At 60.6% G+C, this 24332-nt stretch carries 26 protein-coding genes and 2 tRNA genes; 14 read left to right on the forward strand and 14 right to left on the reverse strand.

Going from position 1 to position 24332, the window contains the following annotated elements:
- Nucleotides 1-69 precede the first annotated feature (69 nt).
- The gene (locus EA462_RS05450; RefSeq protein WP_124177556.1) at nt 70-1356 is read left to right on the forward strand and encodes a TIGR00341 family protein; all 1287 of its coding nucleotides are present in this window, start codon (nt 70-72) and stop codon (nt 1354-1356) included.
- Nucleotides 1357-1462: 106 nt separating this feature from the next.
- On the opposite strand, the gene EA462_RS05455 is transcribed toward EA462_RS05450, so the two are convergent.
- Complete coding sequence (locus EA462_RS05455) at nt 1463-2158, reverse strand: ThuA domain-containing protein (RefSeq protein ID WP_124177557.1); 696 nt, start codon at nt 2156-2158, stop codon at nt 1463-1465.
- Nucleotides 2159-2439: 281 nt separating this feature from the next.
- Here EA462_RS05455 and EA462_RS05460 point away from each other — a divergent pair, with 281 nt between their 5' ends.
- Nucleotides 2440-3567 carry a Gfo/Idh/MocA family protein gene (locus tag EA462_RS05460; protein WP_124177558.1) on the forward strand — a complete coding sequence of 376 codons (1128 nt, stop codon included), beginning with the start codon at nt 2440-2442 and terminating at the stop codon, nt 3565-3567.
- Between the two features lie 172 nt (nt 3568-3739).
- Nucleotides 3740-4006 (forward strand): hypothetical protein, encoded by a 267-nt coding sequence (locus EA462_RS05465; protein WP_124177559.1) that lies wholly within the window; start codon nt 3740-3742, stop codon nt 4004-4006.
- A 251-nt stretch (nt 4007-4257) separates the two neighbouring features.
- Here EA462_RS05465 and psmB read toward each other — a convergent pair whose 3' ends face one another.
- Nucleotides 4258-4989: an archaeal proteasome endopeptidase complex subunit beta gene (gene psmB, locus EA462_RS05470; RefSeq protein WP_124177560.1), complete on the reverse strand. Its 732-nt coding sequence runs from the start codon at nt 4987-4989 to the stop codon at nt 4258-4260.
- A gap of 338 nt (nt 4990-5327) precedes the next feature.
- Here psmB and mptA point away from each other — a divergent pair, with 338 nt between their 5' ends.
- Nucleotides 5328-6269, forward strand: coding sequence for a GTP cyclohydrolase MptA (gene mptA, locus EA462_RS05475; RefSeq protein ID WP_124177561.1), 942 nt, complete (start codon nt 5328-5330; stop codon nt 6267-6269).
- 94 nt (nt 6270-6363) lie between these two features.
- On the opposite strand, the gene EA462_RS05480 is transcribed toward mptA, so the two are convergent.
- Both EA462_RS05480 and EA462_RS05485 read right to left on the reverse strand, forming a co-directional pair.
- On the reverse strand, nt 6364-7170 hold the full coding sequence (locus EA462_RS05480) for a TrmB family transcriptional regulator (protein ID WP_124177562.1): 807 nt from the start codon (nt 7168-7170) through the stop codon (nt 6364-6366).
- A gap of 69 nt (nt 7171-7239) precedes the next feature.
- Nucleotides 7240-8907, reverse strand: coding sequence for a DUF255 domain-containing protein (locus EA462_RS05485; protein ID WP_124177563.1), 1668 nt, complete (start codon nt 8905-8907; stop codon nt 7240-7242).
- A gap of 123 nt (nt 8908-9030) precedes the next feature.
- Between EA462_RS05485 and EA462_RS05490 the strand changes: the two genes are divergently transcribed.
- The 4 genes from EA462_RS05490 (at nt 9031) to EA462_RS17215 (ending at nt 10221) form a co-directional block, all read left to right on the forward strand.
- The gene (locus EA462_RS05490; RefSeq protein WP_124177564.1) at nt 9031-9639 is read left to right on the forward strand and encodes an FxsA family protein; all 609 of its coding nucleotides are present in this window, start codon (nt 9031-9033) and stop codon (nt 9637-9639) included.
- 68 nt (nt 9640-9707) lie between these two features.
- Nucleotides 9708-9781 (forward strand) — tRNA-Ile (locus tag EA462_RS05495).
- Nucleotides 9782-9839: 58 nt separating this feature from the next.
- A complete protein-coding gene (locus EA462_RS05500; RefSeq protein WP_124177565.1) occupies nt 9840-10070 on the forward strand; it encodes a DUF7563 family protein in 231 nt (76 codons plus the stop codon).
- Entirely contained in the window at nt 10063-10221 is a 159-nt protein-coding gene (locus EA462_RS17215; RefSeq protein ID WP_165872020.1) for a hypothetical protein, read from the forward strand. Before EA462_RS05500 ends, EA462_RS17215 begins: the two co-directional genes overlap by 8 nt.
- Nucleotides 10222-10419: 198 nt before the next feature.
- Here EA462_RS17215 and EA462_RS17220 read toward each other — a convergent pair whose 3' ends face one another.
- Entirely contained in the window at nt 10420-10782 is a 363-nt protein-coding gene (locus tag EA462_RS17220) for a hypothetical protein (RefSeq protein ID WP_165872011.1), read from the reverse strand.
- Between the two features lie 313 nt (nt 10783-11095).
- Here EA462_RS17220 and EA462_RS05505 point away from each other — a divergent pair, with 313 nt between their 5' ends.
- From EA462_RS05505 to EA462_RS05520, 3 genes are all read left to right on the forward strand, one after another.
- The gene (locus EA462_RS05505) at nt 11096-11620 is read left to right on the forward strand and encodes a calcium-binding protein (RefSeq protein WP_124177566.1); all 525 of its coding nucleotides are present in this window, start codon (nt 11096-11098) and stop codon (nt 11618-11620) included.
- A gap of 117 nt (nt 11621-11737) precedes the next feature.
- Nucleotides 11738-12235 (forward strand): calcium-binding protein, encoded by a 498-nt coding sequence (locus EA462_RS05510; RefSeq protein WP_341538900.1) that lies wholly within the window; start codon nt 11738-11740, stop codon nt 12233-12235.
- A gap of 550 nt (nt 12236-12785) precedes the next feature.
- A complete protein-coding gene (locus EA462_RS05520; RefSeq protein WP_124177567.1) occupies nt 12786-12995 on the forward strand; it encodes a hypothetical protein in 210 nt (69 codons plus the stop codon).
- Here the strand turns inward: EA462_RS05520 and EA462_RS17985 are convergent.
- The 5 genes from EA462_RS17985 to EA462_RS05545 all read right to left on the reverse strand — a co-directional run bounded on the left by EA462_RS17985 (nt 12967) and on the right by EA462_RS05545 (nt 15920).
- Nucleotides 12967-13179: a DUF7563 family protein gene (locus tag EA462_RS17985; protein WP_449289203.1), complete on the reverse strand. Its 213-nt coding sequence runs from the start codon at nt 13177-13179 to the stop codon at nt 12967-12969. The two genes, EA462_RS05520 and EA462_RS17985, sit on opposite strands and share 29 nt — an antisense overlap.
- A gap of 69 nt (nt 13180-13248) precedes the next feature.
- A tRNA-Pro gene (locus EA462_RS05530) sits at nt 13249-13319 on the reverse strand.
- Nucleotides 13320-13400: 81 nt separating this feature from the next.
- Entirely contained in the window at nt 13401-14309 is a 909-nt protein-coding gene (locus EA462_RS05535; RefSeq protein WP_124177569.1) for an RNA-guided pseudouridylation complex pseudouridine synthase subunit Cbf5, read from the reverse strand.
- Nucleotides 14306-14884 carry a (d)CMP kinase gene (cmk, locus tag EA462_RS05540; protein WP_124177570.1) on the reverse strand — a complete coding sequence of 193 codons (579 nt, stop codon included), beginning with the start codon at nt 14882-14884 and terminating at the stop codon, nt 14306-14308. Before cmk ends, EA462_RS05535 begins: the two co-directional genes overlap by 4 nt.
- An 88-nt stretch (nt 14885-14972) precedes the next feature.
- On the reverse strand, nt 14973-15920 hold the full coding sequence (locus EA462_RS05545) for a DUF106 domain-containing protein (RefSeq protein WP_124177571.1): 948 nt from the start codon (nt 15918-15920) through the stop codon (nt 14973-14975).
- 261 nt (nt 15921-16181) lie between these two features.
- On the opposite strand from EA462_RS05545, the gene EA462_RS05550 reads away from it, so the two are divergent.
- On the forward strand, nt 16182-18944 hold the full coding sequence (locus EA462_RS05550; protein ID WP_449289204.1) for a DUF7289 family protein: 2763 nt from the start codon (nt 16182-16184) through the stop codon (nt 18942-18944).
- A 54-nt stretch (nt 18945-18998) separates the two neighbouring features.
- Here the strand turns inward: EA462_RS05550 and EA462_RS05555 are convergent, their stop codons facing one another.
- From EA462_RS05555 to EA462_RS05570, 4 genes are all read right to left on the reverse strand, one after another.
- Nucleotides 18999-19478, reverse strand: a complete 480-nt coding sequence (locus EA462_RS05555; RefSeq protein WP_124177573.1) for a peroxiredoxin — start codon at nt 19476-19478, stop codon at nt 18999-19001.
- Between the two features lie 80 nt (nt 19479-19558).
- Nucleotides 19559-20497 carry a DNA replication complex subunit Gins51 gene (locus tag EA462_RS05560; protein WP_124177574.1) on the reverse strand — a complete coding sequence of 313 codons (939 nt, stop codon included), beginning with the start codon at nt 20495-20497 and terminating at the stop codon, nt 19559-19561.
- A complete protein-coding gene (gene priS, locus EA462_RS05565) occupies nt 20494-21669 on the reverse strand; it encodes a DNA primase small subunit PriS (RefSeq protein ID WP_124177575.1) in 1176 nt (391 codons plus the stop codon). The genes EA462_RS05560 and priS overlap by 4 nt, the downstream gene beginning before the upstream one ends.
- Nucleotides 21670-21848: 179 nt before the next feature.
- Entirely contained in the window at nt 21849-22325 is a 477-nt protein-coding gene (locus EA462_RS05570) for a GNAT family N-acetyltransferase (RefSeq protein WP_124177576.1), read from the reverse strand.
- Between the two features lie 136 nt (nt 22326-22461).
- On the opposite strand from EA462_RS05570, the gene EA462_RS05575 reads away from it, so the two are divergent.
- The gene (locus EA462_RS05575; protein ID WP_124177577.1) at nt 22462-22896 is read left to right on the forward strand and encodes an archease; all 435 of its coding nucleotides are present in this window, start codon (nt 22462-22464) and stop codon (nt 22894-22896) included.
- A 366-nt stretch (nt 22897-23262) separates the two neighbouring features.
- On the forward strand, nt 23263-24321 hold the full coding sequence (locus tag EA462_RS05580) for a DoxX family protein (protein WP_243641380.1): 1059 nt from the start codon (nt 23263-23265) through the stop codon (nt 24319-24321).
- Nucleotides 24322-24332 lie beyond the last annotated feature (11 nt).

Below are 24332 nucleotides of genomic sequence, written 5' to 3' on the forward strand. Positions count from 1 at the left end.
CACACTAGTGAGCTTGAGAGTCAGTCGTCTGTGGCCACAGCCTATCCTCGTGGCCGGTGTAACGGCTGTATGCGTCTCGTACAGGTATTCGTCCCGAAGGGTGATCTCGAACTCGTCCTCGAGACGGCCGACGCGACCGGCTTGGATTACGCCGTCTCCGAGGAGACCAGTCGAGGTGAGTTCGAAGCACTCGTTTCGATACCCGTTCCGCCGGCAGCCGTCGAACCGCTGCTCGCGGAGTTGCGTGCCGCCGGCTTCGACGAGGACTCGTATACGGTCGTCACCGCCGCTGAGACGATCGTATCGAGTCGAACCGATCAGCTGATCGGACAGTTCTCCGGAACCCGGATATCGCGGGAAGAGCTCCAGACGCGGGCCGAAGATCTCGCGCCGGCAGCGTCGACGTACTTCGTTCTCCTCGTCGTCAGTACGGTGATCGCGACCGCCGGATTGCTCCTCGACTCCGCCGCCACGATCATCGGGGCGATGGTCGTTGCGCCGCTTATGGGCCCGGCTTTGGCCGCCAGCGTCGGCGTGGTCGTCGACGACGGCGAACTCGCGACTCGAGGGGTTCTCTTTCAGGTGACCGGCCTGCTCGCGACGGTCCTGACGGCCGCCCTGATAGGGTGGCTGCTTCGAGGCACCGTTTTGCTTCCGCCCGGATTCGACATCACCACGGTTCCACAGATCAGAGAGCGAATCACTCCGAATTTCCTCGCGTTGTTTCTGGCGCTGGGATCCGGCGTCGCCGGCGTCGTCAGCCTCGTTCGTAACGTGGGCTCCGTCCTCGTCGGGGTGGCGATCGCCGTCGCCCTCGTTCCCCCCGCAGCGACCGCCGGGCTCGGGATCGCCTGGGGACACTCGATAGTCGTCGTCACCGCCGGGACGCTCGTTCTCGTCAACATGCTCTCGATCAACCTGACCGCGTTGATCGTCCTCTGGCTGTCGGGCTATCGTCCCCACCGAAGGGCGAGCGTCGAGCACGTCTACGGCCGAGTCAGATCGCGAATCGTCGTGTTGGTCGTCGCGATCGTCGTACTCTCGATGGTACTCGGCGGCGTCACGTACGGGACCTACCAGACCGCCGCAGTCGAACACGACGTCGGGACCGAACTCGAGGCGATGAGCGACGATCCAGTCTTCGGAGATCTGCGGTTTCAGGAAGTCGCCGTGGAGTACGAACTGATCGACGTCTATACCGGCACAGAGCCCGCGGTCACGGTTCTGGTCGAGCGGCCGCCCGGCGAGCAAGAGCCGGCGGGGTTCGCTGATACCGTCCGCGAACGACTCGAAGATGCGACCGGTGGCGATCTCACGGTCACGGTCGAGCTGGTCGACACGCGACGGAGCGGTTGATACGGACTGCTGTAACTGTTTACCGGCGCTCCCGAAACCCGGTCTCCGGATACGCCGGTACTGACTTACAGTAGACCGTCGAGTTGCTCGGCGTCGTCGACCGCCTTCAGTCCCGTTCTCCGAACGACCGCGGTGATCCCCCCGGCGACGCTGCCCAGTCGACCGCGTTTTTGAGCACCCGTCGAACGGCGTCGTTCTCGAAGATGGGATAGGTCTCGTGGCCCGGCCGAAAGTAGAATATTCGGCCGTTCCCTCGCCGGTAACAACAGCCGCTTCGGAACACCTCGCCGCCTTCAAACCAACTGACGAACACGAGCCGATCCGGTTCGGGGACGTCGAAGGGCTCGCCGTACATCTCCGTCTCGGGGAGTTCGATCGATTCGTCGAGTCCGTCGACGATCGGATGTCCCGGATCGACGACCCACAGTCGTTCCGCCCTTCCATCTTCGCGCCACTGGAGGCTACAGGTGGTCCCCATCAGCCGCTTGAACACCCTCGAGTAGTGAGCCGAGTGGAGGACGATCAGTCCCATTCCGTCGAGGACCCGCGCGTGGACCCGATCGACGATATCCGTTGCGACCTCGTCGTGGGCCGTATGACCCCACCAGATCAGCACGTCGGTTCGCTCGAGGCGGCCCTCGTCGAGGCCGTGATCGGGTTCGTCGAGCGTCGCAGTATGGATCTCGTGAGCATCACCGAGCCCCTCAGCGATGGTTTCGTGGATTCCGTCCGGATAAACCGCTGCAGCGTCGTCGTCTTCGCGTTCGTGTCGGAATTCGTTCCAGATCGTGACGTCGGCCATCGGGTGTTGCTCACCATCGACGTCCTTAGCATCGTGGGGTAGAGGGCGTATTAACTACGTACTGCTGCCCAGTTATTCCCACATGAACAATACGTTCAGGAGAGTATTTATATTATTTCGTGAATATAACGTCTATCAAACGGATTGATTAGTCACAACGCTTATTTCGATCGCTGGCTGCGTATCTACATGGAATTCTTCACTCACGGACGAACGAAACCGAAGCGGTGCGTTTCTCTCGATTCGGTCGCCCTCAACGGCTGGGGAAGGGGTGCGTATGAATGAACCGCGGAGCGATCGGGATCGGCATCGTCGGCCTCGGTGGGATGGGGACGCTTCACGCACGGAGTCTGTCTGATCTCGGTGCAGAGATCGTTGCGGGCGCAGATCTCGTCGAATCGAAGCGAGAGCAGTTCGAAACCGAGTTCGACGCGACGACGTACGAGACGCACGAGGGGCTCGTCGTCGACGGGGACGTCGACGCGGTCGTCGTCACCACGCCGAATCGTTTTCACGAGCCGATCACCGTCGACGCACTCGAGGCAGGCTGTGACGTGCTCGTCGAGAAGCCACTCGCACACACGCTCGAGAGTGCAGAGCGGATCGTGGCGACGGCAGCGGCCGCGGAGGGGTTCTGTATGGTCGGCTTTCACAACCGCCACGCCGCATCGATGGCGATATTCGACGAGTACGATGCCCGCGGTCGCTTCGGTGAACTCACCCACGTCGAGGCGAACTACGTCCGTCGGCGCGGGATTCCCGGTCCCGGCTCCTGGTTTACCGATCCGGATCTCGCCGGCGGCGGTGCGTTGCTCGATATCGGCGTCCACGCGCTCGATCTCGCACTCTATGCGCTCGACTTTCCCGAAATCACCGAAGTTTCCGGCGTCACCAGGACCACGTTCGGAACCCGCGAAACGTACGCCGATCCGGACGGCTTCGGGGACAACTGGGACGCTCAGGCGGAAACCTACGAGGTCGACGATTCCGTCAGTGCCTTCATCCGATTCGCTGACGGGCAGACGATCTCGCTCGAGTCTGCCTGGGCGACCAACCGAGAAGAGAGCATGGAGTTCAGAGTCCGGGGAACCGAGGCCGGGGCGAAGTTCGACATCGGCGGGACGGAACTGAACATAATCGAAGCCAGCACGGCGGGCTGTGACCACTACGCCGACGTTCACCTCGAGGGAGATCCGACGGTCACCGGGCACGTCACACAGGACGAGGCGTTCCTCGACGCGATCGCGGCGGGTGGCGAACCGGAGACGAACACGGTCGACGAAGCGCTCGTCGTCCAGCGCGTCATCGATGCGATCTATCGCTCGAGCGAAACCGGCCGAACCGTCCAGTTCGACGACTCGTTCCCCGAGTCCGAGCGAACGACGACGCCCAAATCGTTGACCGATTGAACGCCGTCAAGTGCTTGACCCACATCGTTTCGACGTGGTCGATACGCAGTGTCGATACGAAACCAGAGAGATGTCGATCGATCCGAGAACTAGTATATTATAGTTGCTAAAGCAATTCATTCAAATAGTTATAGAGGAGTTTTATAATCACTAATCAGCTATTCGATAGCGGATGAAGCGACGAACGACGCTCGCGATCGTCGGTGCATCGATCTTCACAGGAGCAGCAGTTAACGCGACGACAGCGACGACCGACGGCGGCCCACGAATCGTCGACATCGACTCCGAAACCAGTACCGAAGACGTCGACGCAGGCGACGAGTACGCAATCGAGTACGTTGACGGCCGGACAGTCGTCGTTACGGCTCGACGACGGTCTCCACCCCTTGCTACGAGGCAACCGTCCCCGCAATCGAATCCACGGCGTTTGGAGACGTAGTACGTATGATGCCCGAGCAAACGCGCGACGTCTGTCCCGACGTTCTCGCGCGGCTCGCGTTCCGGATCGAACTCGAGTACGCGGATCAGGCTGCCGACGTCTTTCTCCAGTTCGTCGACGACTGATACGGTCTGCTGTAACTGTTTACCGGCGCACCCGGCACCCGGTCACCGGATACGCCGGTACTGACTTACAGCAGACCGCATGACGGCGTCGTCTCGAAGGACTGTACAAAAGAGAGCGGCCGAGGATCAGATGACGTCGTCGAAGTCGTGGTGGCCGTGGATGTCGACGCCCTCCTCGGTGATCTCACAGAGGAAGACACCGTTGCCGGAGCCCGTGTCGCGTTCGGCCGCGGATTTGATTCCGCGGGCGGCGACGGTCGTCGCCTCGTCGTTCGAGAGGTCGTCCTCGTAGGCCTGCTCTAAGTGACCGTAGGCGAGTTGCATTCCGGAGCCGGTAACGGTGTAGTCGTCTTCCATCACGCCGCCCGCAGGATCGATGCTGTAGACGTGACTGCCGTCGTCGTCGACGCCGCCGAGGATCGGGTGGATCGCGAAGAACGGGCCGCCGCGGGCGAAGTTTCCGGCGAGCGTCGCCAGCGCGTCAATGCTCATGTTCTCGCCGCGTCGGGCCTCGAAGAGGTTGACCTCCGCGCGAAGGCTCGAGATGAACGACTGGGCACCGCCGACGCTTCCGACCATCGTCAGCGCGCCCGTCGGATGGATCTGTTCGACCTTCTGGACGTTCTTATTGGAGACGAACCGTCCACCCAGGCTCGCACGCATGTCCGTGGCGATGACGACGCCGTCGGTCGTCGTGATTCCGATCGTCGTCGTTCCGGTCTTGTTCACGTTGTCTAGGTCGGCGCGCGTGAGTTCGTTCTGTGGCATCGATCCGATCTCCGGCGCGTAGGGGTCCGGACTGCGATCGAGTTGATCTGCCGTACGGGAAAACTCCGAGTCGTCTATGGGTGTTCGCATTGACGAACCTTTACGGTCGACACGGTATAAAACATCGGCGTTCCCGGCGGCCGAACACGGATGACGAGCGAGAAACGGTTCGAACCGATTCGCGAGCCGGGGGCTCTCGCGTACAGTGACTCACACGAGAACCGTCGCCCCTCGTATCTACTCCTTGTGACCAGAGGTACTTAAAGAAAATCCACGCTCGAGAGAGCGGTCGGTCGAGCGGTTCCGAACCGATTCGGTGTCCGGTCGGTGCGGTGAGCGACGCGAGACGGACGGAGGGAACGTTCGACCACCCATCAGCAATCGCCCGTTCCGAAAGGCATAATCGGACGCTGTCCCGAGTACGGGCAATGAGTCATCAGCTCCCGGACGTACAGGCGTCGTCTCCCGACGTCACGGTTGGTCTGAGTCAGGTCGGCGTCACCGGCGTCGAGAAACTCGTCAAGATCGCCCGCGAAGGGAAGCGCCCGCTCGTGTTCACCGCCGAGTTCGAGGTGTTCGTCGACCTTCCCGCCTGGCGCAAGGGCGCGGACATGAGCCGAAACATGGAGGTCATCGACGAAATACTCGAGGATGCGACCCGCGAGGAGGCCTATCACGTCGAAGAGGTCTGTGGTGACGCCGCCGAGCGGCTCCTCGGAAAACACGAGTACACCTCCAAGGCGACCGTCTCGATGGAAGCCGAGTTCATGCGCCGCGAGGAGACGCCCGCGACCGACCGCGAGACCCAACACACCGTCGACATCGTCGCGTCCGCGACCGCGACCGACGAGGGGACCCGCGAAGAGATCGGTGCGACGGTCACGGGAATGACGGTCTGCCCGTGTTCACAGGGGATGTCGGCTGCCCGAGCGAAAGCGACGCTCGAGGATCTGGACGTCGACGACGAAACGATCACGCAGTTCCTAGAGGAGGTCCCACAGCCGGGTCACTCCCAGCGAGGCCACGCGACGCTGACGGTCGAATCCGGCGGCGATCCGGACGTCGACCTCAACGACGTCATCGATATCGCCCGCGACGCGATGAGCGCGCGGATCTACAACCTCGCAAAGCGCCCCGACGAAGATCACATGACTTTCGAGGCACATTCTGACGCCAAGTTCGTCGAGGACTGCGTTCGTTCGATGGCCGAAGGGGTCGTCTCCCAGTTCGGTCACCTCCCCGACGACGCCGTGGTCACGATGAAACAGTCGAACGACGAATCGATCCACCAGCACAACGCACACGCCGAACGAGTCGTCGAGATGGCGACGCTTCGCGAAGAAATCGACGGAACTCACCGTCCCCAGTAAACGCCGGCACACCGCCAGCTGGGCGCTGGACGAGTCGGACCGCGCGGTGAGAGAGATCCGATGAAGGGATTCGATGACGGAAAGTCGGGTCGGTTCAACTGAACTCGAGCGGTTCGGCCTCGGTCCATCTGGGAACGAACTCTTCGTGGACGGTCGCGGCGAACTCCGGGTCCTTCAGATCGATCATTCCGAACGCATCTCCCGACGAGAGTGGGTTCGGAACCTGAATGCAGAGTTCGACGTCGTCGATGAGATTGAACGAGCCGGTCACGTCGTCGTTCGTCCGAACGTCGAAGTCGTCGCGACCCTGAAGGGTACGACGATACCGCTCACCCACGTTTTCCGACAGCGTCCCGATCATCTCGCGGGTCATTAACACGTCGACCGAGACGCCCCTGTCGAGTGCGTTCTCGAGTTCCTCGGTGACGTCTTCGCTGACGGTCTGCATGTCTCGCTCCGGTACCGGATCGGCAGCCACCATCACGATGTGGTCGTCAGCGGCTGCGAGGCGCTCTAACAGGAGATCGGTCGTCTCCTCGGGCCCGACCGCGGCGGTCCAGAACTGCTCTTCGATCGGATCGGCCGCATCGAGCTCGTCAGAGAGGTCGTCGACGATCGACTCGTACTGTTCTGCCTTTTCCTCGAGTTCGCGGCGTTTGTCGTCGAGAAGCCGGTCGAGCGCCGTCGAGGGTTCGACTGCGACGTACTTCTTCGGGCGACTCGCGGTCTGGCTCCGGACGAGATTGTACTGTTCGATACTGTTCAACACGTCGTAAATCCGTCCCATCGGCACGTCGCTCGCTCGCGACAACTCCTTTGCCGTTGTGGGCCCCGTGTTCAAGAGTGCGCGATACGCTCGAGCTTCGTACTCAGAAAGCCCGAGATCCCTGAGACTGGCCATACGTCGAACGAAGTGAGTGAAGAAACATAAACGCTGTGGTAGTTTGACGGCGTTCGGGATTGTCGTTCCTTAGCCCTCGATTCCCTCGAGAATAGCCCCTAGCCGGTGGCTCAACTGAGAGGGAGTTTCAGCGGTTTCGGAGTGAACGTCGCCCCGTTCGATCCGAGCGGTTCCAGGATCGAGTTCGTCCGTCGCCTCCGGAACGACGATCTTCTCGTGGTCCGCGAGGCGTAACGCGCCACGGTGTAAATCCGATCCGATTTCGTCCCCGACCAGAACCACCAGCGGCCCCTCGAGCAGTCGAGAGACTGCCGTCGCATAGCGGGCGACCTGAACGCCGAACCGATCGCTCGCCCCGGCGAAGTCCTCGAGCGTCTCGCGAGCGACGGCCCGATAGCGATCGTCGCCCGTCTGTACCGACAGATCGATCAACGCGTCAGCAAAGACCACGTTCGAGTCGAGTGGTCGGAGGGTTCGATCGAGGAGACCGACGGGTTCTGGCGACGCATCGACGAACGAGTCACCGTCCCGGAGACGTTCGATCGTCGCATCAGCGACTGCGACCGCGTCCTCGAGTGCGTTCGTCTCGAGAACACTGCCAGCGGTCGTCAGCGCGGACACCACGCGCGCCTGATTCGCAAGCAAGCCCGCTGGTCCGGTCTCCGGCTGTGAATCGTGACCGTCGTGGACGTGAGCGACGACACCGTCGTCGATCATCTCCGTTCGGAGGGTCTCGAGCGCCCGCTCGGCGTATCGCCGGGCGCGTTCGTCGTCCGTGTAGGCGACGTAGGTACAGAGCCCGTCGATCGCCAGCGCGTTCGGCCCGGAAAAAACGCGCTCGTCGATCGGTGGCTCGGGAGCACTCGAACGCTCGGTCGCGTCGAGACCGTGAGCCGCGTCCGAGCCGGGTGCCTGGCTGCTGGCGAACGCGTCGACCTCGCCGTTCCAGAGCGTCGTCGTCAGATATTCGATCGTCCGCTCGGCGGGCCGGCGATAGCCGTCGTCGCCCGTGTGAAGATAGGCGTTGGCGAACGCCCGGACGAGCGCCCCGTTCGCATCGAGCAGCTTCTCGTACTGGAGCCCCGACCAGTCGCGTTCGGTCCCGAAGCGATAGAACCCACCATCGTACTCGTCCAGTAAGTTCGCTCCGACGGCGTCGAACGACCGTAGCGCCATCTCCCTGTCGCGTTTGAGAGAAAACTCGAGCGCGTCGGGTAACGGAAATTTCGGCCCCTCACCCCAGCCGCCCGCGGTATCGTCGTACGTTTCCGTGAGTTGACCCAGCATCGCCGCTTCGACGTCGGTCGTGAGTTCGCCCGCAGGAGGGTTGTCCTCCCGGAGTGGACGAGGAACCCGTCCGCCATCAGCTCCGTTGGTCTGCCACATCGTTCGGACGCTGTCGAGCACCTGTCGCATTCCCTCGGGACCGAGGTAGCCCGCCCCCGTGAGGACCTGACCGTTCGGCGCGAGAAACACGGTCGACGGGAAACCGCCCATGTTGTACCGATCACGAACGCGCGGGCGGCGGTCGACGTCGACGCGAACCGGGACGAAGCTGTCGTTGACGTTCGCCGCGATCCGTGGCTCTGCGTACGTCTCTTCGTCCATCTCGTGACAATGATCACACCACGTCGCCGTCATCGAGAGCAAGATCGGAACGTCCGCCTCCGTGGCCTCATCGAAGGCGCGATTTCCCCACTCACGCCACTCGACGTGCGCTTCGTCGTCACTCTTCATACCGGACCGTCGGCTGTCGGCGGTGTAAGGGCTTCGCTCCGTCATCTCGAGCATCGAATCGGAATTCGGCGCGAGCGGTGACGAGAGTAAAGGGTTTTCACCCTCGGAAAGCTATATCCGGGCATGCTCCGGTGGATCTTCGCGCTGTTGCTCATCCCGTTTCTCGACGCGGTGATCCTCGCGATCGTCGTCAGCCAGACGACTTACATCGGCTGGGTCGGGATGGTTCTGCTCGTCGTCCTGACGGGACTGATCGGAATGTTGCTCGTCCGCGCCGAGGGGCGACGAACCCTTCGAAAGATGCAACGATCGCTCGCAGCGGGAAAACCGCCGACGAACGAACTGCTGGATGGCGGGCTACTGATCGCCGCCGGTGCGTTCTTGCTCACGCCCGGTCTCGTGACCGACGCGATCGGGTTTCTACTCGTTCTCCCCCTCTCGAGGATCCCCATCCGTGCCGGTCTCAAACGCTACGTGATCGTCCCGTATGCGGACAAGAAGACGGCCGGCTTCGCGAGCGGGACCGTCTGGACGTACGGCTTTCCCGAAGGGGATCGATCGGAGGACTCCGCGACGACTGCGAACGATGGAACGTACGACCTCGGAGAGGACGCCTACTCCGTCGATTCGACCGGCGGGGATTCGTACACGATCGACTTCGGAGACGAATCATCGACCGGTTCCTCGAGTTCCGAAGACGGGACCGATGATCGCGACCCCCGCGCTCGCTAGCGATTCGCACGGGCCCGACGGAAAGAAACGCTTAAACGTACCACGGGGCAACTACGGGATGCGAAGACGGGCCGATAGCTCAATCAGGTTGAGCGCCACTCTGATAAGGTGGAGGCTCTCGGTTCAAATCCGAGTCGGCCCACTCAGCATATATACGTTTTCCGATTTCCTGACATGTAGCGGCCGCTTTTCGGGGTGGTTTGCGTGAGTTCTACACCCTGGACACCGATCGATCGGCATGTCTACACTGTGGATCCCACGTCACCGATCGGTTCGGTCGCGTCTTCGGTAACGATCTCGACCGCACCCACCGCTGTGGCGAGTGCGACGGCTACGCTCGATCGAGTCGCGGCTCCGCCGCTGGGATCGAGGTTCCGATTCCGGATCCGGAGACGTCGCCGGGCCGACACGGAAGTGAGCCCGATGCGTAAGCCGTCGTTCGTCCCCGCGAGCGAACTGTACGACGTCTCGAGCGGAATGCTCATCGCCCATCCGGCCCATCGAGCGACCGGCGCCGAGGTTCGCGAAGCGCTCGAGAACGGGGATGAGTCTCGTGAGCGGCGAGTCCTCGAGCGATACTGACCGCGAAAGAACGAGCTGCCCGCGGAGGTGGAGCTCATTCACCCGTCTCGGGGGTGACTCAGATACAGCTGTTTCCAGCTATAATTCCCGAGACAGTACGCAATGGGGTCGCTATCGTCAAAAGATCACCCCTCGAAAAAGCAAGCTCATCGAAGAAGGCGGGAATACTCACTACGGCCGGAGAACGGCCGCCCAGTCTCAAAATCTGAGAACTCGAAGGGAAACAGAGGGGGTTCGCGATGAGCCGCCTGGTCGAATCCACCGAGTGCGACCGGTGTGACGAGCCGGTTCCGGCGACGAGCCGGCTTTGTCCAGAGTGTGCTCGCGAAGCCCGCCGCGCTCGGGGTGGTCCGCTGTGAGTACTGACACCGAGTGCGTCGTCGAGATCTCGAGCAGCGGCATACTCCTGAATACATTGCGAACGTCGGCCACCGTGTGGATCGTCGTCGCGAGATCCCGCGGAACGGATGTCTCGCGGAATTCGTCGCCTTTGCCGTGCCAGACGCGGAGCACGGTTCCGGCGTCGGTGTCGACGACGTTCTCGGGTGAGATGTCGAGCACTTCGTGCGAGCGGAGTCCACACCGATCACCGAGTGAAAACGCGAGTCGTTGCTGTGTGTCCTGGGCCGACTCGAGCAGCTGTGCTTACAGAACGAATCCTATCGGCTCGATCAGTAGAAATACGTCTTTCAAGAGGGCAAACTAACAATTACCACACTTACTTTCTTTTCGTCAGGACAGGCATGGATCACCACCGGGGACCCACCCAGGAACACAGTTTACCATTTAATCAGCGATAGAGATGGAACGACCGCTATCGTTTTTTTAAGTAGGGAGGGAATTGGTGGTCGCCCTAACTGGGCAGTGAACAGGCATGAGTGACGATACCAATCCAAGCGGAGACTCGAGACGATCGGTTATGAAAAAAGGCGCACTGGCAGCGACGGCCCTTGCAGTCGGCACAGGTGCCACAGCAACCACGACAGCGGCCCAGGAAGAGGACGGAGAGGTCGTCGTGAGCGGCCACGATTACTACCCAGACACCGATTTCGACGTTCTCGCGGAGTTCGAATCGGGGACCAGAGACGACATCCTGGAGTCGGACAATCTGGAAGGCGAGTTCGACGATGTCGGTGACTGGGACGTCTACGCGGTCAGTTTCGACGTCGGAAGCGGCGGGATACTGGGATACTTCATGGTGGACGAAGGCGACGCGGACATCAGCGCCGGAGACACCGGATCCATGACCGGAACCGCGTCGTTCCGCAACGCGGAGGCGAACCTCCTCGAGGTCGACGTTACCACGGAGGCTGCCGAGGACGACCCCGAAGACGACGAAGCCGACGCCGAGGACGATGAGGCCGATAACGACGAATCTGAAGACGACGAAGAAGCGTGAACACAGAGACAAATGAAAGAAACACACACTGCAGACGGTGACTCGAGGCGCTCATTCATGAAAAAAGGTGCACTGGCAACAACTGCCCTTGCAGTCGGTACAGGAGCTTCAGCGACAATGGCAACGGCACAAGATGACGACGACAACGACGACGAGGCGGAAGGAGAGGTCGTCGTGAGCGGTCACGATTACTACCCAGACACTGACTACGAGGTTCTCGCGGAGTTCGATTCGAGTACCAGAGACGATATCCTGGAGTCGGACACGTTCGAAGGCGAGTTCGACGATGTCGGTGATTGGGACGTCTACGCGGTCAGTTTCGACGTCGGAAGCGGCGGGATACTGGGATACTTCATGGTGGACGAAGACGACGCGGATATCAGCGCCGGAGACACCGGATCCATGACCGGAACCGCGTCGTTCCGCAACGCGGAGGCGAACCTCCTCGAGGTCGACGTTACCACGGAGGCTGCCGAGGACGACCCCGAAGACGACGAAGAGGAAGAGCCAGAAGAAGAAGAGCCTGACGACCCCGAAGAAGAGCCCGACGACCCCGAAGAAGAGCCAGAGGAGGAACCCGACGAGGAAGAAGACGACGACGGAATCTTCGGCTGAATCGAACGCTCTTTGAACATCTATAGATATGTTTATTTTCCGTTACTCTTCGTGGTGCTGGTTCGGCCGACACACAGGTGATCAAGAGAATTACGATAGGGGGAAAAGTGGGGTACAGCAGTCACACCGACTCGGACACAACCGAAAACCAATCAGCTCCTCTGAGCTATCGTCTCGATATAAATATGTGGGTTGGTAACAGCTTATTATCGAATTCTTCGGTATCGTTTTGATAGACAATTTCCATTTGTGGCTCTGAAACGAGAAGCTCCTTCGGAACCAGCTGGCGTAACCGGCCGATCGGTCGCTGGATCGTTTCGAAGTCAGAGAGACAGCCTCGAGTCGAAGTGCGATATCCAACCAGGTCGGTTGGGTTCATTTACTATGACGAACCCCTCCGTTTCCCTTCGAGTTCTCAGATTGTGAAAATGAACGGTCAGCAACCATCCGTATGCGTCGATGCTACGAACCGAAGACGGCTCGAGGCGAAGCAGTCGGCGTGGCAAGTTCAGGGAAATAGCTTACCAGAACCGGAGGTCGAGAGTGGATAATGGACATCCCCACTGATCGACTTCTCGTGATGTTAATCGTTGCGAGCGGACTCGCCGTACTGATGGGTGGGTGGGCGGGTGGTCTCGTCCAGGCCGAGACGACGGGATGGGAGGGGATCGGACTTCGAGTCGCTATCGGGGTCGTTTTCTTCGCGGCGCTCCTCGGCGCATGGATTCGCTTCAGTAGAATAGACGAGGAAAAGGGCTGACGACCTCGTTTCCGACCGCACCTCGGTGACCGAGACTGCGAACAGTGTTCCAGCCCGGACATCGATGCGCGCGATCACGCCGATCTCCGTAGCCGCGACGGAACTCCGGAGTGACGTGATTACCACATTTCTGACACCGATCTGTTCCCGATGTGCGGGGATTCCAACGCATAATCTCTTGCATACCTCGATGCTGAGAACGTTGGATAAAGGTGCCTGAGTTATCCGGTGTTGAGGGTTGTAAAATTTCGTATGGGACCGCCGAGAATTGAACTCGGGTCCTACGGACCCCATCCGCAGAGGATACCACTACCCCACGGTCCCGCAATTGAATCGATGGCTGTCCATCGTTTAAGCGTATCGTTTCGGCTCGTACCGCGAGGGGAGATCCGCTTCGCGGATCGATCAAACCAGCACCCGCTCGAGATCGATGACGAGGCCAGACTGTGCCTCGGGGTCGCCGACGAGCGTTCCGAGGCAGACGGCCGCACCGTCGGGAGTGACACAGGTGAGGAGATCTCCCGTACCGATTCCGTCGTCGACGCTCCGTATGCCGGGTGCGTAGACGGGTGCGCCGTTCGCGACCTCCCTGGCTGCTCGTTCTGCGATGACCACGTTCGGAACGTTCTCGAGGATTCGCTCCGCCGGATCGACGATGTCGTAGAGGGACGTTGGATCGTCATCCTCGAGCCAGAACGAGAGCGCATCGAGGAACTCGAAGGCGGTGTGGAGGTCCGTATCGTCGAAGGGAGCCGTCGCAGTTCGACGCAAATGGCCCATGTGACCGCCAGTCCCGAGCGCGAGGCCCAGATCGTGGCAGAGCTTCCGAATATAGGTTCCGCTTTCACACCGAACCCGGAGTAAGAGCCGTCGTTGCTCGCGCTCGAGCACGTCGATGTCGTGTATCGTTCGAACCCGAAGCCGCCGAGAAACGGCGCTCTTTCGCGGCGGTTTCTGATAGATCGGTCCGTCGAATTCAGCGACGATCCGGTCGGCGTCGGACGGGATTGGGCCGTGACATTCGAGGACGGTAACGTACTCCTTTCCACCCTCGAGAAACACTTGCGCGAGGCGGGTCGCGTCACCGAGCATGACCGGTAGACAGCCGGTCACCTTGGGATCGAGCGTGCCAGCGTGGGCTGCCTGATCGATCGTCACGTCGGCGGTGCTCTCTGCGAGCGTCTCGGAGACGGCATCGCGAATCCAGCCGCTAACCTGGTGTGAAGAGGGACCGGGCGGCTTATCCAGGTTGACGACGCCGAACGAGAGGAGGTCAGCAGGTGAGCGTTCGTCGGGTGGACCTCGGAGCGTCATTCGAACTCGTAGTCGAGTAAAACGGGTGCTTTCCCTTCGTCACCGTCGGTATCGTACTCGTCGACGGCGGTGACGAGCATATCGAGAACGGCGTCTGGTTCCCAGCGTGCGGTGTTGACCGAGAGATCGTAGATGGTGAGATCTTGAATGTCGATCCCGTAGTACTGCTCGTACCGCTGGGCTTCGCTCGCTTCGCGCGCTTTCGTTTCTTCTGTTGCGCGCTCGGGATCTTTCGCTTCGCGCTCTGCGATCCGTTCACCACGGACTCGAGCCGGCGCGTCGAGCCAGAATCGAAAGTCCGCTTCGTCGCCAGCCAGCCATCCGGCCAGACGGGACTCGAGAACGAGGTCGTCTTCCTCGAGAGCGATCTCTCGGAGTCGGCGGTCGAGGTCGCGGTCGATCTGCTCGTTTTCCTCCGCGAGTTTGTTGAACTCGAGGGGTGTATAGCCGCGTTCGTCAGCCAGTTCGCGGAAGATATCACCGCCGCTGACGTGTGCAAGATCGAACGTCTCGGCGACCAACTGAGCGGTCGTGCTCTTCCCGCTTCCCGGTGGACCGGAGACGGTGAGTAACATGGTTCATCTGCGACGTGGCGGGTAAAATGGGTTTTGAATCGTTCGAACCGACGACGGCGTTCGAAATGGAGTTAAGACCCCGTCCGAATCACGTGGGGGTCATATCGATGTTGAGCGCTTTTCGCAGGAGCTGTGTAAAGCCCATCGAACAGAGGAAATACCAGACGATCCATGCCCACATCGGGCCGATAAGCCCCTGGTTCAACGAAACCTCGCCCGCAATGGGCATGATCATCGTCATTTCGGCCTGGCTGACGTGGCCGTCGATAATCTTCCAGTACATCCAGAGAAACAGCGGGATCGTGAACAACATGATCCAGACCATGGGACGGAACTGCTCTTTGAACATCCCGATGTTGTCCGCCATCGCCTCCATCTGCTCTTCACGGACTGCTTCTAACTCGTTCTCGAGTCGTTCGATTTCGGCCTCGCTCGCGTCGCGCTCTTCGGCTTCTTTCTTGCGATTTCTGACGTCCTTTTGTTTTTCCTGCATCGACTTCATACGCTGTTGGTACTTCCCCATGACCTCGGGGTTCATCAGGTTCGCCTGCAACAACGTCGAGTACAGTCCGGTCAACATCGCAACGGAGAGGATAACGGCGTAGAACGGAAGCGTCGCATCCAGGGGAGCAAGCGCGAGATCGAGCGTCCCCCCAACGGTGTCTCTGACGGATTCAAGCCAGTAGCCGATCATCAGGAGAACGGACCCGACGGCGGCCAGTTTGTCCCACTGAGACCACTTCGACTGTTCGTCGTCGATATCGACCTCCTCGACGACCGACTCCCCATCACCGTCGCCGTCGAGAGCCCCGTCGTAGGCGTCCCGGTCGGCTATCTCGAATCCTTCGTTCCCGTCGACCAGAACCCCCTTTTCGATCAAGCGCCCCCACTGCCCACTCGTCAGGTCATCGCTTACGTCCTGCCACTGGACTTCGCCACCGTTTTCGTCGGCGGTTTCGCGGATTGCCTCGAGGGCGTCGACCATCGAGGAATCCTCACGAACGAGGGCAGTGATCTTCTCGGCTGTCCGTGTCATCTGCTTGTGTTACGGGACGTTCGGTATACAAGTGTTTATTTTCGTCGGAGTATCTGCCCAGGGGGAGAGCATCCGAGTCCGCAGTAAATATGCGTGATTCGCGAAGGCGGAAATAATAAGTACCTATATCCGATACTAACTAACTGGTCGAGGAATCGGAAGGTTTGCCAGCTCGAGAGGTATTGATTTCGTCGAAGTTCTTCTTTCTGGTATTCTATTATGAAGAAACATTTATAATAGTGCTATAGTAATTATATTCTAATGGGCTCGGGAGGCGGTCGGCAGCGAACTACTGGAGGTGAACAGAGAGCACTGTCACCACAACTCGGCTTTGTTATGCTCCTTGGAATGGTGTTTATCGGGTCGGCGCTGGTCGTCGTCCTCGGAATGGGGCTCGTGGACTCTCTGGAGTCAGAAAGTGAGTCGGAAATAACGTATGCGGCGATCGAAACGACGGAACACAATCTCGCTACCGTTAGCTCGACTGGACAAACGCAGGCGATCCCTTGGGATAAAGCGACGTATCGACCCGACGGCGAAGTACACATCGCGTGGTATAACGAATCGAACGAGAGTTCAGCTGGCGAACTCGATGTCGCGATCGAGCCGCTTGGAGCGATCGAATACGACCTCGAAGATCACGTGGTTATCCAGCAGGGAGGGGCGAGCTGGGAACGGCGTAACGGAGCGTTCTACGAGCGAACCGCACCGGATATCCGCTACGACGGTGACTTTCTCAGGCTTCGGTTGTTGAGCCTGAGTGAAGACGATATCAGTGACGAGAGCGCCGTCGCGAGACCGGATTACGATAGCGACCTTCCGGAACGATTGCAGACCTCGAGAAAAGAGGCCGAGAAAAAGGGGTACAACGATCTCGCACTCGTCATCAAAAGCGAGTATCACGATGGCTGGTACGACTATCTCGAAGGGTTCGATGAGTACGAGAACGTCAGTGTTTATCCGAACAACCAGAGCCCGCGGATCGGACCGGGGAGTGACACTACCGTTCAGGTGATTATGGAAAACGTCAGCGAGACGGATGCCGCGGATTTCTGGATCAGAACGGATCACGGGATCGTCAGCGGTCAGCACGCGGACGAGAATACGTTCGTTGAGGATAGTCCTGATCCGTTCCGGCTGCAGGCAACGATCGAAAACACCGGTGACGAACGCCAGAGACAGGACGTGAACCTGACGATAACGGACAAGGACGGAACCGAGATACTCGACGTCGGGAACCGGACGGAACTCGATGGCGGTCAGGCAGAAACGGTCAGCTTTACGATCGACGGTCATGCGAGTTACTTCGAACCGGGCACCGAGTACGAGTACGACGTTTCGACAGAAGACGATAACCTCAACGAAGAGCGTGGAACGTTTTACTATGCAGAACACAGCGAGCCGACGCTGATCGTCTCCGGTCCGACTGTCAACGGAACGGATGCGACCGATAGCGACAACCCGGTCGATCCGAGCGACGACGACGTGGCTCTCGAGGCAGACGTTCGAAACGCTGGAGTCGAATCAGTCGAGGACGAGCCAGTCGAGTTTGTACTCGAACACGACAGCGAGGACTGGGAGGGAACGGACTCGGACCTGATCGAGCGTGATGGCGGCGAGACGGCACCGGCAAGCTGGACGATCAATCAAACCTCGCTCCTCGAGGGCGAACACACGTTCACGATCTCGACCCCGGATTCGGAAGTCAGCGGTCACTTCTACGTTTCAGAGGGGCTCGACGTCGGCTCCTCGGAGATCCATCTCGGCTCGGAGACGGACGTGAACGTAACGATCGTCGGAAGCGAGATATCGAACAGTAACCCGTTCGATTGCGAGGAGTGTCGTACCGCACACGTCTCCGAGAGAACCGAAGGGAGCTTCGTCGAAGGCGAACGGGTCGGCTACGAGTGGGACACGAGACACGACTGGAACGGAGACGCAACCGCCCCCGAATGGGACGAGTCGGGCGGCTGGAACACCGACGGTGAGCCCGAGTGTGTCGACTCGACGTGGGCCGGCTGTAACGAGTACGGGTTCCCCGATTCGACGGAGTTCTGGTGGGACGACTCCGGTGGGTGGAGGCTCGAGTGGACGGACGATGGCGGTTCCACGCATTCGACTGACTGGGACTGGACCGGACCGATCGAGGCCGGAGAGGCGCCCAGCGACGAGCCGGAGTTCGACGTCGACGGCTACGAAATCAACTGGGTTGGCGCGAGTGCGGAGATCGTCACGCAACCGGTTGACGAGGATGGCAACGCACTCGACGAGCCGACACCGCTCGAGGGCGTTCCCTGGCACGAGACGAATCTGAACCGATTCGACGAGCCCCGGCCGCTGTACGAATACAACTTCACGACCGAAGAGCGCGTCAGCTTGATGCTCAGTGCGACCTCGTACAACCACGGTGGCTCGGACTACTGTGGGGGCCATACGGACACCACGTACACCGACACGTACAACGGAGGCGTCTGGGACCACACGGAGTGTTCCGACGACGCCGTCGGCGGTGGGAACGAACTGGTGAGCCTGTCGGCCGATACCGAAACCGAAGAGACGAACGTTCGAGTCCTCGGTCAAGACGACACGCAGCTACCGGAACTGAATCCCGGCGTCGAACGACAGATGAGTACCGACGACCTCCTCGAGCGACCCGAAGTCGATGTTCCGGTCGACGAAGACGGCTATCTGGACCTCGGTGAGCACGAATTCATCTTCGTTTTCGAAATCACCCACCATCCACGAGAGTACAATACCGACCCGTCAGTCGATCCAGATATTTCGGCGGACGACTACTGGGAAACGGCCCACGACGAGAGCGGTGATCCCAACTTCAACGACATGATCGCCCACGTCGAAATAACGCCCGCCGGCCAGGGATCGCCGGAGATCGATCCGGAGTTCTCGACCGGCCAGGGATCGGGAGCCGACGGTGGAACCGGGAGTGCTGACGAGCCGAGCAACTCGGGTGGTTCGAACGAGAGTGATATCGACGTCGACACTGACGAGATAATCATCGGGTAAAGCGGCCACGGGCCGGCAAAACGACAGCTATCGGAGCAGTCGTTCGAAGGCCGACTACGGAGTCACTTCGTGTGATTCGGACTCGAGAGTTTCGAGAACAGCCGCGGCGTGCCCGCCGGGAGAGACATCTTCGTACGTCGTTTCGACTCGTCCGTCGGGAGCGATGACGTACGTATTCCGGAAGACGCCGTCGAACGTGTTCCCGAACATCTGCTTTTCACCGTATGAGTCATAGAGCGTTGCGACCTCTCCGTGTTCGTCCGACAGGAGATCGAACTCGAGGTCGTACTCGGCGGCGAACGGTTCGATGTCGTCGACCGGATCGTCACTGATACCGACGATTGCGGCGTTGTGTTCCGTGAATTCGGCTATCGCATCGTTGAATTCACGCGCCTCAGTCGTACAGCCTTCGGTGTTCGCTCTGGGATAGAAGTAGATGACGAGTCGTTGGCCGCCGAAATCCGAGCGCTGGACGAGGTCGCCGTGTTGATTTGGGAGTTCGAACTGCGGAGCCTCATCGCCTACGTCGAGCATAGCCGTCTGTTAGAGACAATCGTTGTATGTGTTGTGATTCCGTCCGACGAAACGAACGCAAAAATCAGTTCGGACGTCGCTCACTCGAGTGGCTCTGCGGCTTCACGGTCGACGAGCGGTGTCGCGTTCTGTTCGGGAAGGGTGACGACGTCATCGGCCGAGAGTCGATATTCGCGATCGTCGACGCCGAGAATCGAGCCGACGTCGCGAGTGATCTTGACCGTCACCCGCTCGACGGACGGCTCGTCGGTGATCTCGTTGTGGTCGGCACCGTCGACGGCAGGATCAGCGCCACCCGACGCGCTATCGGGCTCATCGGGAGCGACGATGTCGTCCGGTTCCGTCTCGTCCGCGTCTCGATCCGGGTTCGACGAACTCTCGCCGGATTCTCGAGGCGGAACTGCTGGATCGGGTTCGGTGTGCGAATCGGTCTCGCCGTCCATAACGTCCGCGGCGGTGACGCCGCTGGTGTCGCTTTGGTGATCGCCCTCGGAGAGCGGTGGGTCAACTCCGGGCTCGGTTTCCGGCTCCGGTGGCTGGGGCGGTTCGGAAGGAGTCTCTTCGGGCGGATCGCCGTCTCGAGTCCCCGCGTCGAGTTCGTGGCCCTCACTCCCGGTCGACGCGTCGGATTCGCGTCCCTCGAGGACGTCGAGGACCCGTGACTTGTTCGATTCGATATCAGTGACGAGATCGTCGAAGAGATCGGATTCCTCGGCGGTCAGGCCCTCGTCGTCGGCTTGCATACCGGCCGCGGAAAGACTGGCCTGCTTGACGAGTTTTCCCATCCTGCGCTCGTAGACCGCCTCGACGACGTCTTTTGCGGTCTCGATCTCGTCGGTGAGTCGGCCGACTTCCGGCGAGGAGAACGGGTCGTCGGCCGTCTCTGCGACGCGGTCACGCTCGGCTTCGAGGTCAGCGATGTACTCGCCGACCTCCTGGTAGAACGACGGTCGCAGATGCTGGAGGCTGTCCTTCTTTCGCTCCTTGCTCTGGACCGAGCGTAACTCGTCGAGATTCATTCTTTTTCCTTCTCGGCTCTGCCGCGTGCCATGAGAAACACGCCGACATACTCCGGGAGTAACTGGTCACACTCTGAGACCGTAAAGATATCGCCACCGAGTTCGACCTCGCCACCGTCGGTGACGTCGACGGCGATCTCTTGGCCGCGAAAGGTGGCCGGAATCGCGTCGCAAAGCGGGTCGAACGCCGCAATTTCGTCGCGTTCGAGTCGGACCGTCTCGAGGCCGCTGCCACCGTGAAGGCTTCCCGGAAGCCGGATGAGCCGGTTCGTATCCGTCGTCACCGGTTCGTCGATTGGCGCATTGTCGCGTTCGACGGCCCGACTGGCAAAGCGTTCGGCAAGCTGGGAGACGGCGGTGTGAACGGTAACGTTGCCCGCTTCGAGTCCCTCCCGGTTGTTTCGTGCGGCGTTGAGCGTCGCCTGTGCTTTCCCGGCACCGATTCCGTCGAACTCCTGGAGACGCTCGAGTGCCGTCTCCTCCTCGAGTTCGAGCAGTTCGTCGACGTACTCCATGAAATGGGCGTGGGTCCGAGCACCCCATCCCCCCTCGATCTGGAGGAGGCGACGCTCCGTCGGCGTCTTCCGACCCAGCCCCGCAACGGTTTCGGTTTCGATCAGCTCCTCGAAGTCGAGTCCGATTCCGCGGACGTAATCGACGATCTCCCGTCGATGTTCCCGCTCGAGATGGCGGACGTTCTCGTCGCGAACGTGGACGTGATAGCCCCGTCCGCCGGAGAAGACTATCTCCATCTCATAGAAGCCGAAGTCGTTCTCGAGGAAATCGAGCAGTCGAAACAGCGCCTGTTTACACGTCGCGAGCATCTCGGCATACGAATCCTCACCGAGCGTTACCCCCGGGAGATGGTCGGCGTCGAGGTCGAAGATCAGGTCGGCCGATTGCCAGTCCTTCGCGTCCATCGAACTGGCGCCCGGATCGCGAAATCGGCCCGCGGAGAAGTAGACGTGTCGTGGCCGCTTGCGGACGAGAAACTCCGAAATGTCCCCCAGCTCGAGCAGCGACCGGTGTCTGACCATCGTCGTTCCCGGTCCGTCGGTCCAGGGGATAAACCCCCACTCCCGTTCGTTGGCTGCAGGGGGTAGCGTGATCTCCGTCCGGCGATAGTGATCACGAAACCGTCCCCTAAGGTAGGCTCTCGTTCGCTCCTCCATGCGCCTCGGTAGTCGTCGGTCGGGGGGTATAATCCTGCCGAATGGTCGACTTTGATCCGATCTTCGACGGCTGACTCGAGTGGATCGGGGAGGGGAGACGTTCTCGAACCGTCAAGGGTGGCTTTCGGGGACGAACAGGCTACGAGATGAGACGAGACGGGTGACCCGTGGAGTGGCGATTATCTTCGCATTAGTTCGGAGAGACGGTCTGTAATCCCGACATCGGGACCGAGTTTGAGGTAGTAGGCGTCGCCGTCGTCCTCGTAGTAGTCGTCGATCCGGCGTTTGATCTCGAATCCGAGATGCTCGTAGAACTCGAGAGCGTTCTCGTTGTTCGTGCGAGCGTGACAGGTGATCGTATCGTGATCGTCCGCGACGAGGGCGACGAGTTGTTTTCCGATTCCGAGCCCGCGACAGTCCCGGTCGACCGCGAGAAAGAGGATGTAGCCGTCGCGCCTGACCGCCGCGAATCCGACCAACTCCCCCTCCTGAAGATAGCAGTGGACGGTAGAACGGCGGTAGGCGTCGGTGAAAAAGTCGTATCGCTGCTTGAGCACTCCCTCGCGTCGTTTGATATCCTCTTTGAGCTGCCAAGCTTCGTCGACAAAGTCGTCACTCCCCGGCGTGACGACGCGACTGTCGATGTTGACGCTCACTATTACACTCTTACATCGTGGCCAATATAATTCCACCGGCAATCGGTAATCGAGAACGTCAGACGACTCCGTGTGTCGGCCGGTTTCGATCCGACGAGCGACGGACATACCACGTCGGTCCTCGTAGATGCCAGCGATGAGTTACGAACTCCGCGATCATACGGCCGATATCGCGGTCGCTGCGACGGGAGGCTCACTCGAGGCGGTGTTCGCGGCGACGGCAGACGGGCTGACGGCTGCCTCTTCGGAAGAAGATACGGAGACCCACGACGGTGAGCGGTTTTCGATCTCCGTAACCGCGGAGAACCCCGAGGCGCTCCTGTTCGATTACCTCGACCAGGTGATCTACCTCCGTGACGTTCGCGTCGAGTTACCGGTCGACCACCGGGTCGATCGGATCGAAACGGCCGCCGGCGATCGCAACGATCAACGCTGGGTGCTCGAGGCCAGCGCACGGGGAATTCCGCTCTCGAAGATCGTCGCCCGCGACGTCAAGGCGGTCACGTATTCGGAGATGAGTCTCGAGCAGGTCGAAGACGGGTGGGAGGCGTACGTCGTTTTCGACGTGTGATACGGATTACTGTAACGATTTACCGGCGTACCCGCGGCCCGGGCGGCGGGTGCGCCGGCAATGATTTACAGTAAACCGTATGAGACGGTCCGTGAAGGTCAGTACCGGTTCAACCGCCGGACAGAGCGGTTGAACCGATAATCCGTTGCAGCATCCGCACGAGACGCTAGATTGCGGTCGGTGACCGGTTTCAGGTTGCGGTCGGTGACCGGTTTCAGGTTGCGGTCGGTGACCGGTATGGAGTGCACGAGTGAAGACTGTGAGGGGCCCGAGTCAGTGTCCCACTGTGCGAACCGCTCCCCAGCGTATTTCACCGCGGCCGTGGTACCGTCGGCGGTGTTCCGCCTCGTCCGTGCAGTCTCCAAAATCACCCTCGTCAGTGTGGTGCTGTTCGTAACGGCACTGACGGCGAGCGCAAAGGCACACGAAGAGTACGTGGTCGACGACGAGCGAGACGTGACGGCCACGGAGTTCCTTGCCGACGCGCTGGTGGATCCCGCCGTGGTCGGTCCCCTGATCGTCGGCGCAGCCGGAGTGGTGGCCGTCGTTGCCGGCTATCTCTTCGTGCGGCCGCTCCAGCGAGACATCGGCGCGTTCCGGTCCGCCATGCGAGAGTACACCGACTACGTTCCCTGGCTCCTCCGAATTTCGTTGGGTATCCCGCTGATTGGAGCCGGGTTCAGCGGCTACTTCATTAGCCCCGCTCTCGAGGTCGATCTGCGACTCCTGCAGGTCACGCTCGGCTTTCTCCTGTTGTTCGGACTCGGGACGCGAATCGTCGCGCTGGCCGGGCTCGTCGCCTACCTCGTCGGAGTGTTTCGGTGGCCGACCCTGCTGTTACAACTCGAGTTCGTCGGCGGGTTCGTCGCGATCGCACTGATCGGGAGCGGGCGGCCGAGTGCCGATCACGTCCTCCAGCGGGTCGCCGGAACGACGGGAACGGCGTACAGACGATTGGATCCGATCCACGAGCGTTCGCGGTCGTTTCGAGAGCGAATCGGCACGACAGAACGGTATCTACCGACGGTGGTCCGGGTCGGCCTCGGCGTGACGTTCATTTTTCTCGGCGCAACCCAGAAGATCCTTCAGCCGGGACTGGCTCTCGGGGTCGTCGACCGGTACGATCTCACCGCGGTCGTTCCCGCCAGCCCGGAGCTGTGGGTACTCGGAGCGGGTCTCGCGGAGGTCGCCCTCGGGATCGCACTGATCGTCGGCTTGTTCACCCGCGCGACGGCCGCGGCGGCGGTCGCGATGTTTACACTGACGCTGTTTGCCCTCCCGGATGATCCCGTCCTCGCACACGTCGCGCTGTTCGGGATGGCCTCCGTTCTGCTCATCACCGGCGGCGGCCCATTCGCACTCGACAACCGACTCGAGCGCTTCGAGAACCCCACGACCGATACCCGGATAGACGAACACCTTTGAGCGTCGGGACC

The sequence above is a fragment of the Natrarchaeobius halalkaliphilus genome, assembly GCF_003841485.1.
Lineage (GTDB): Archaea > Halobacteriota > Halobacteria > Halobacteriales > Natrialbaceae > Natrarchaeobius > Natrarchaeobius halalkaliphilus.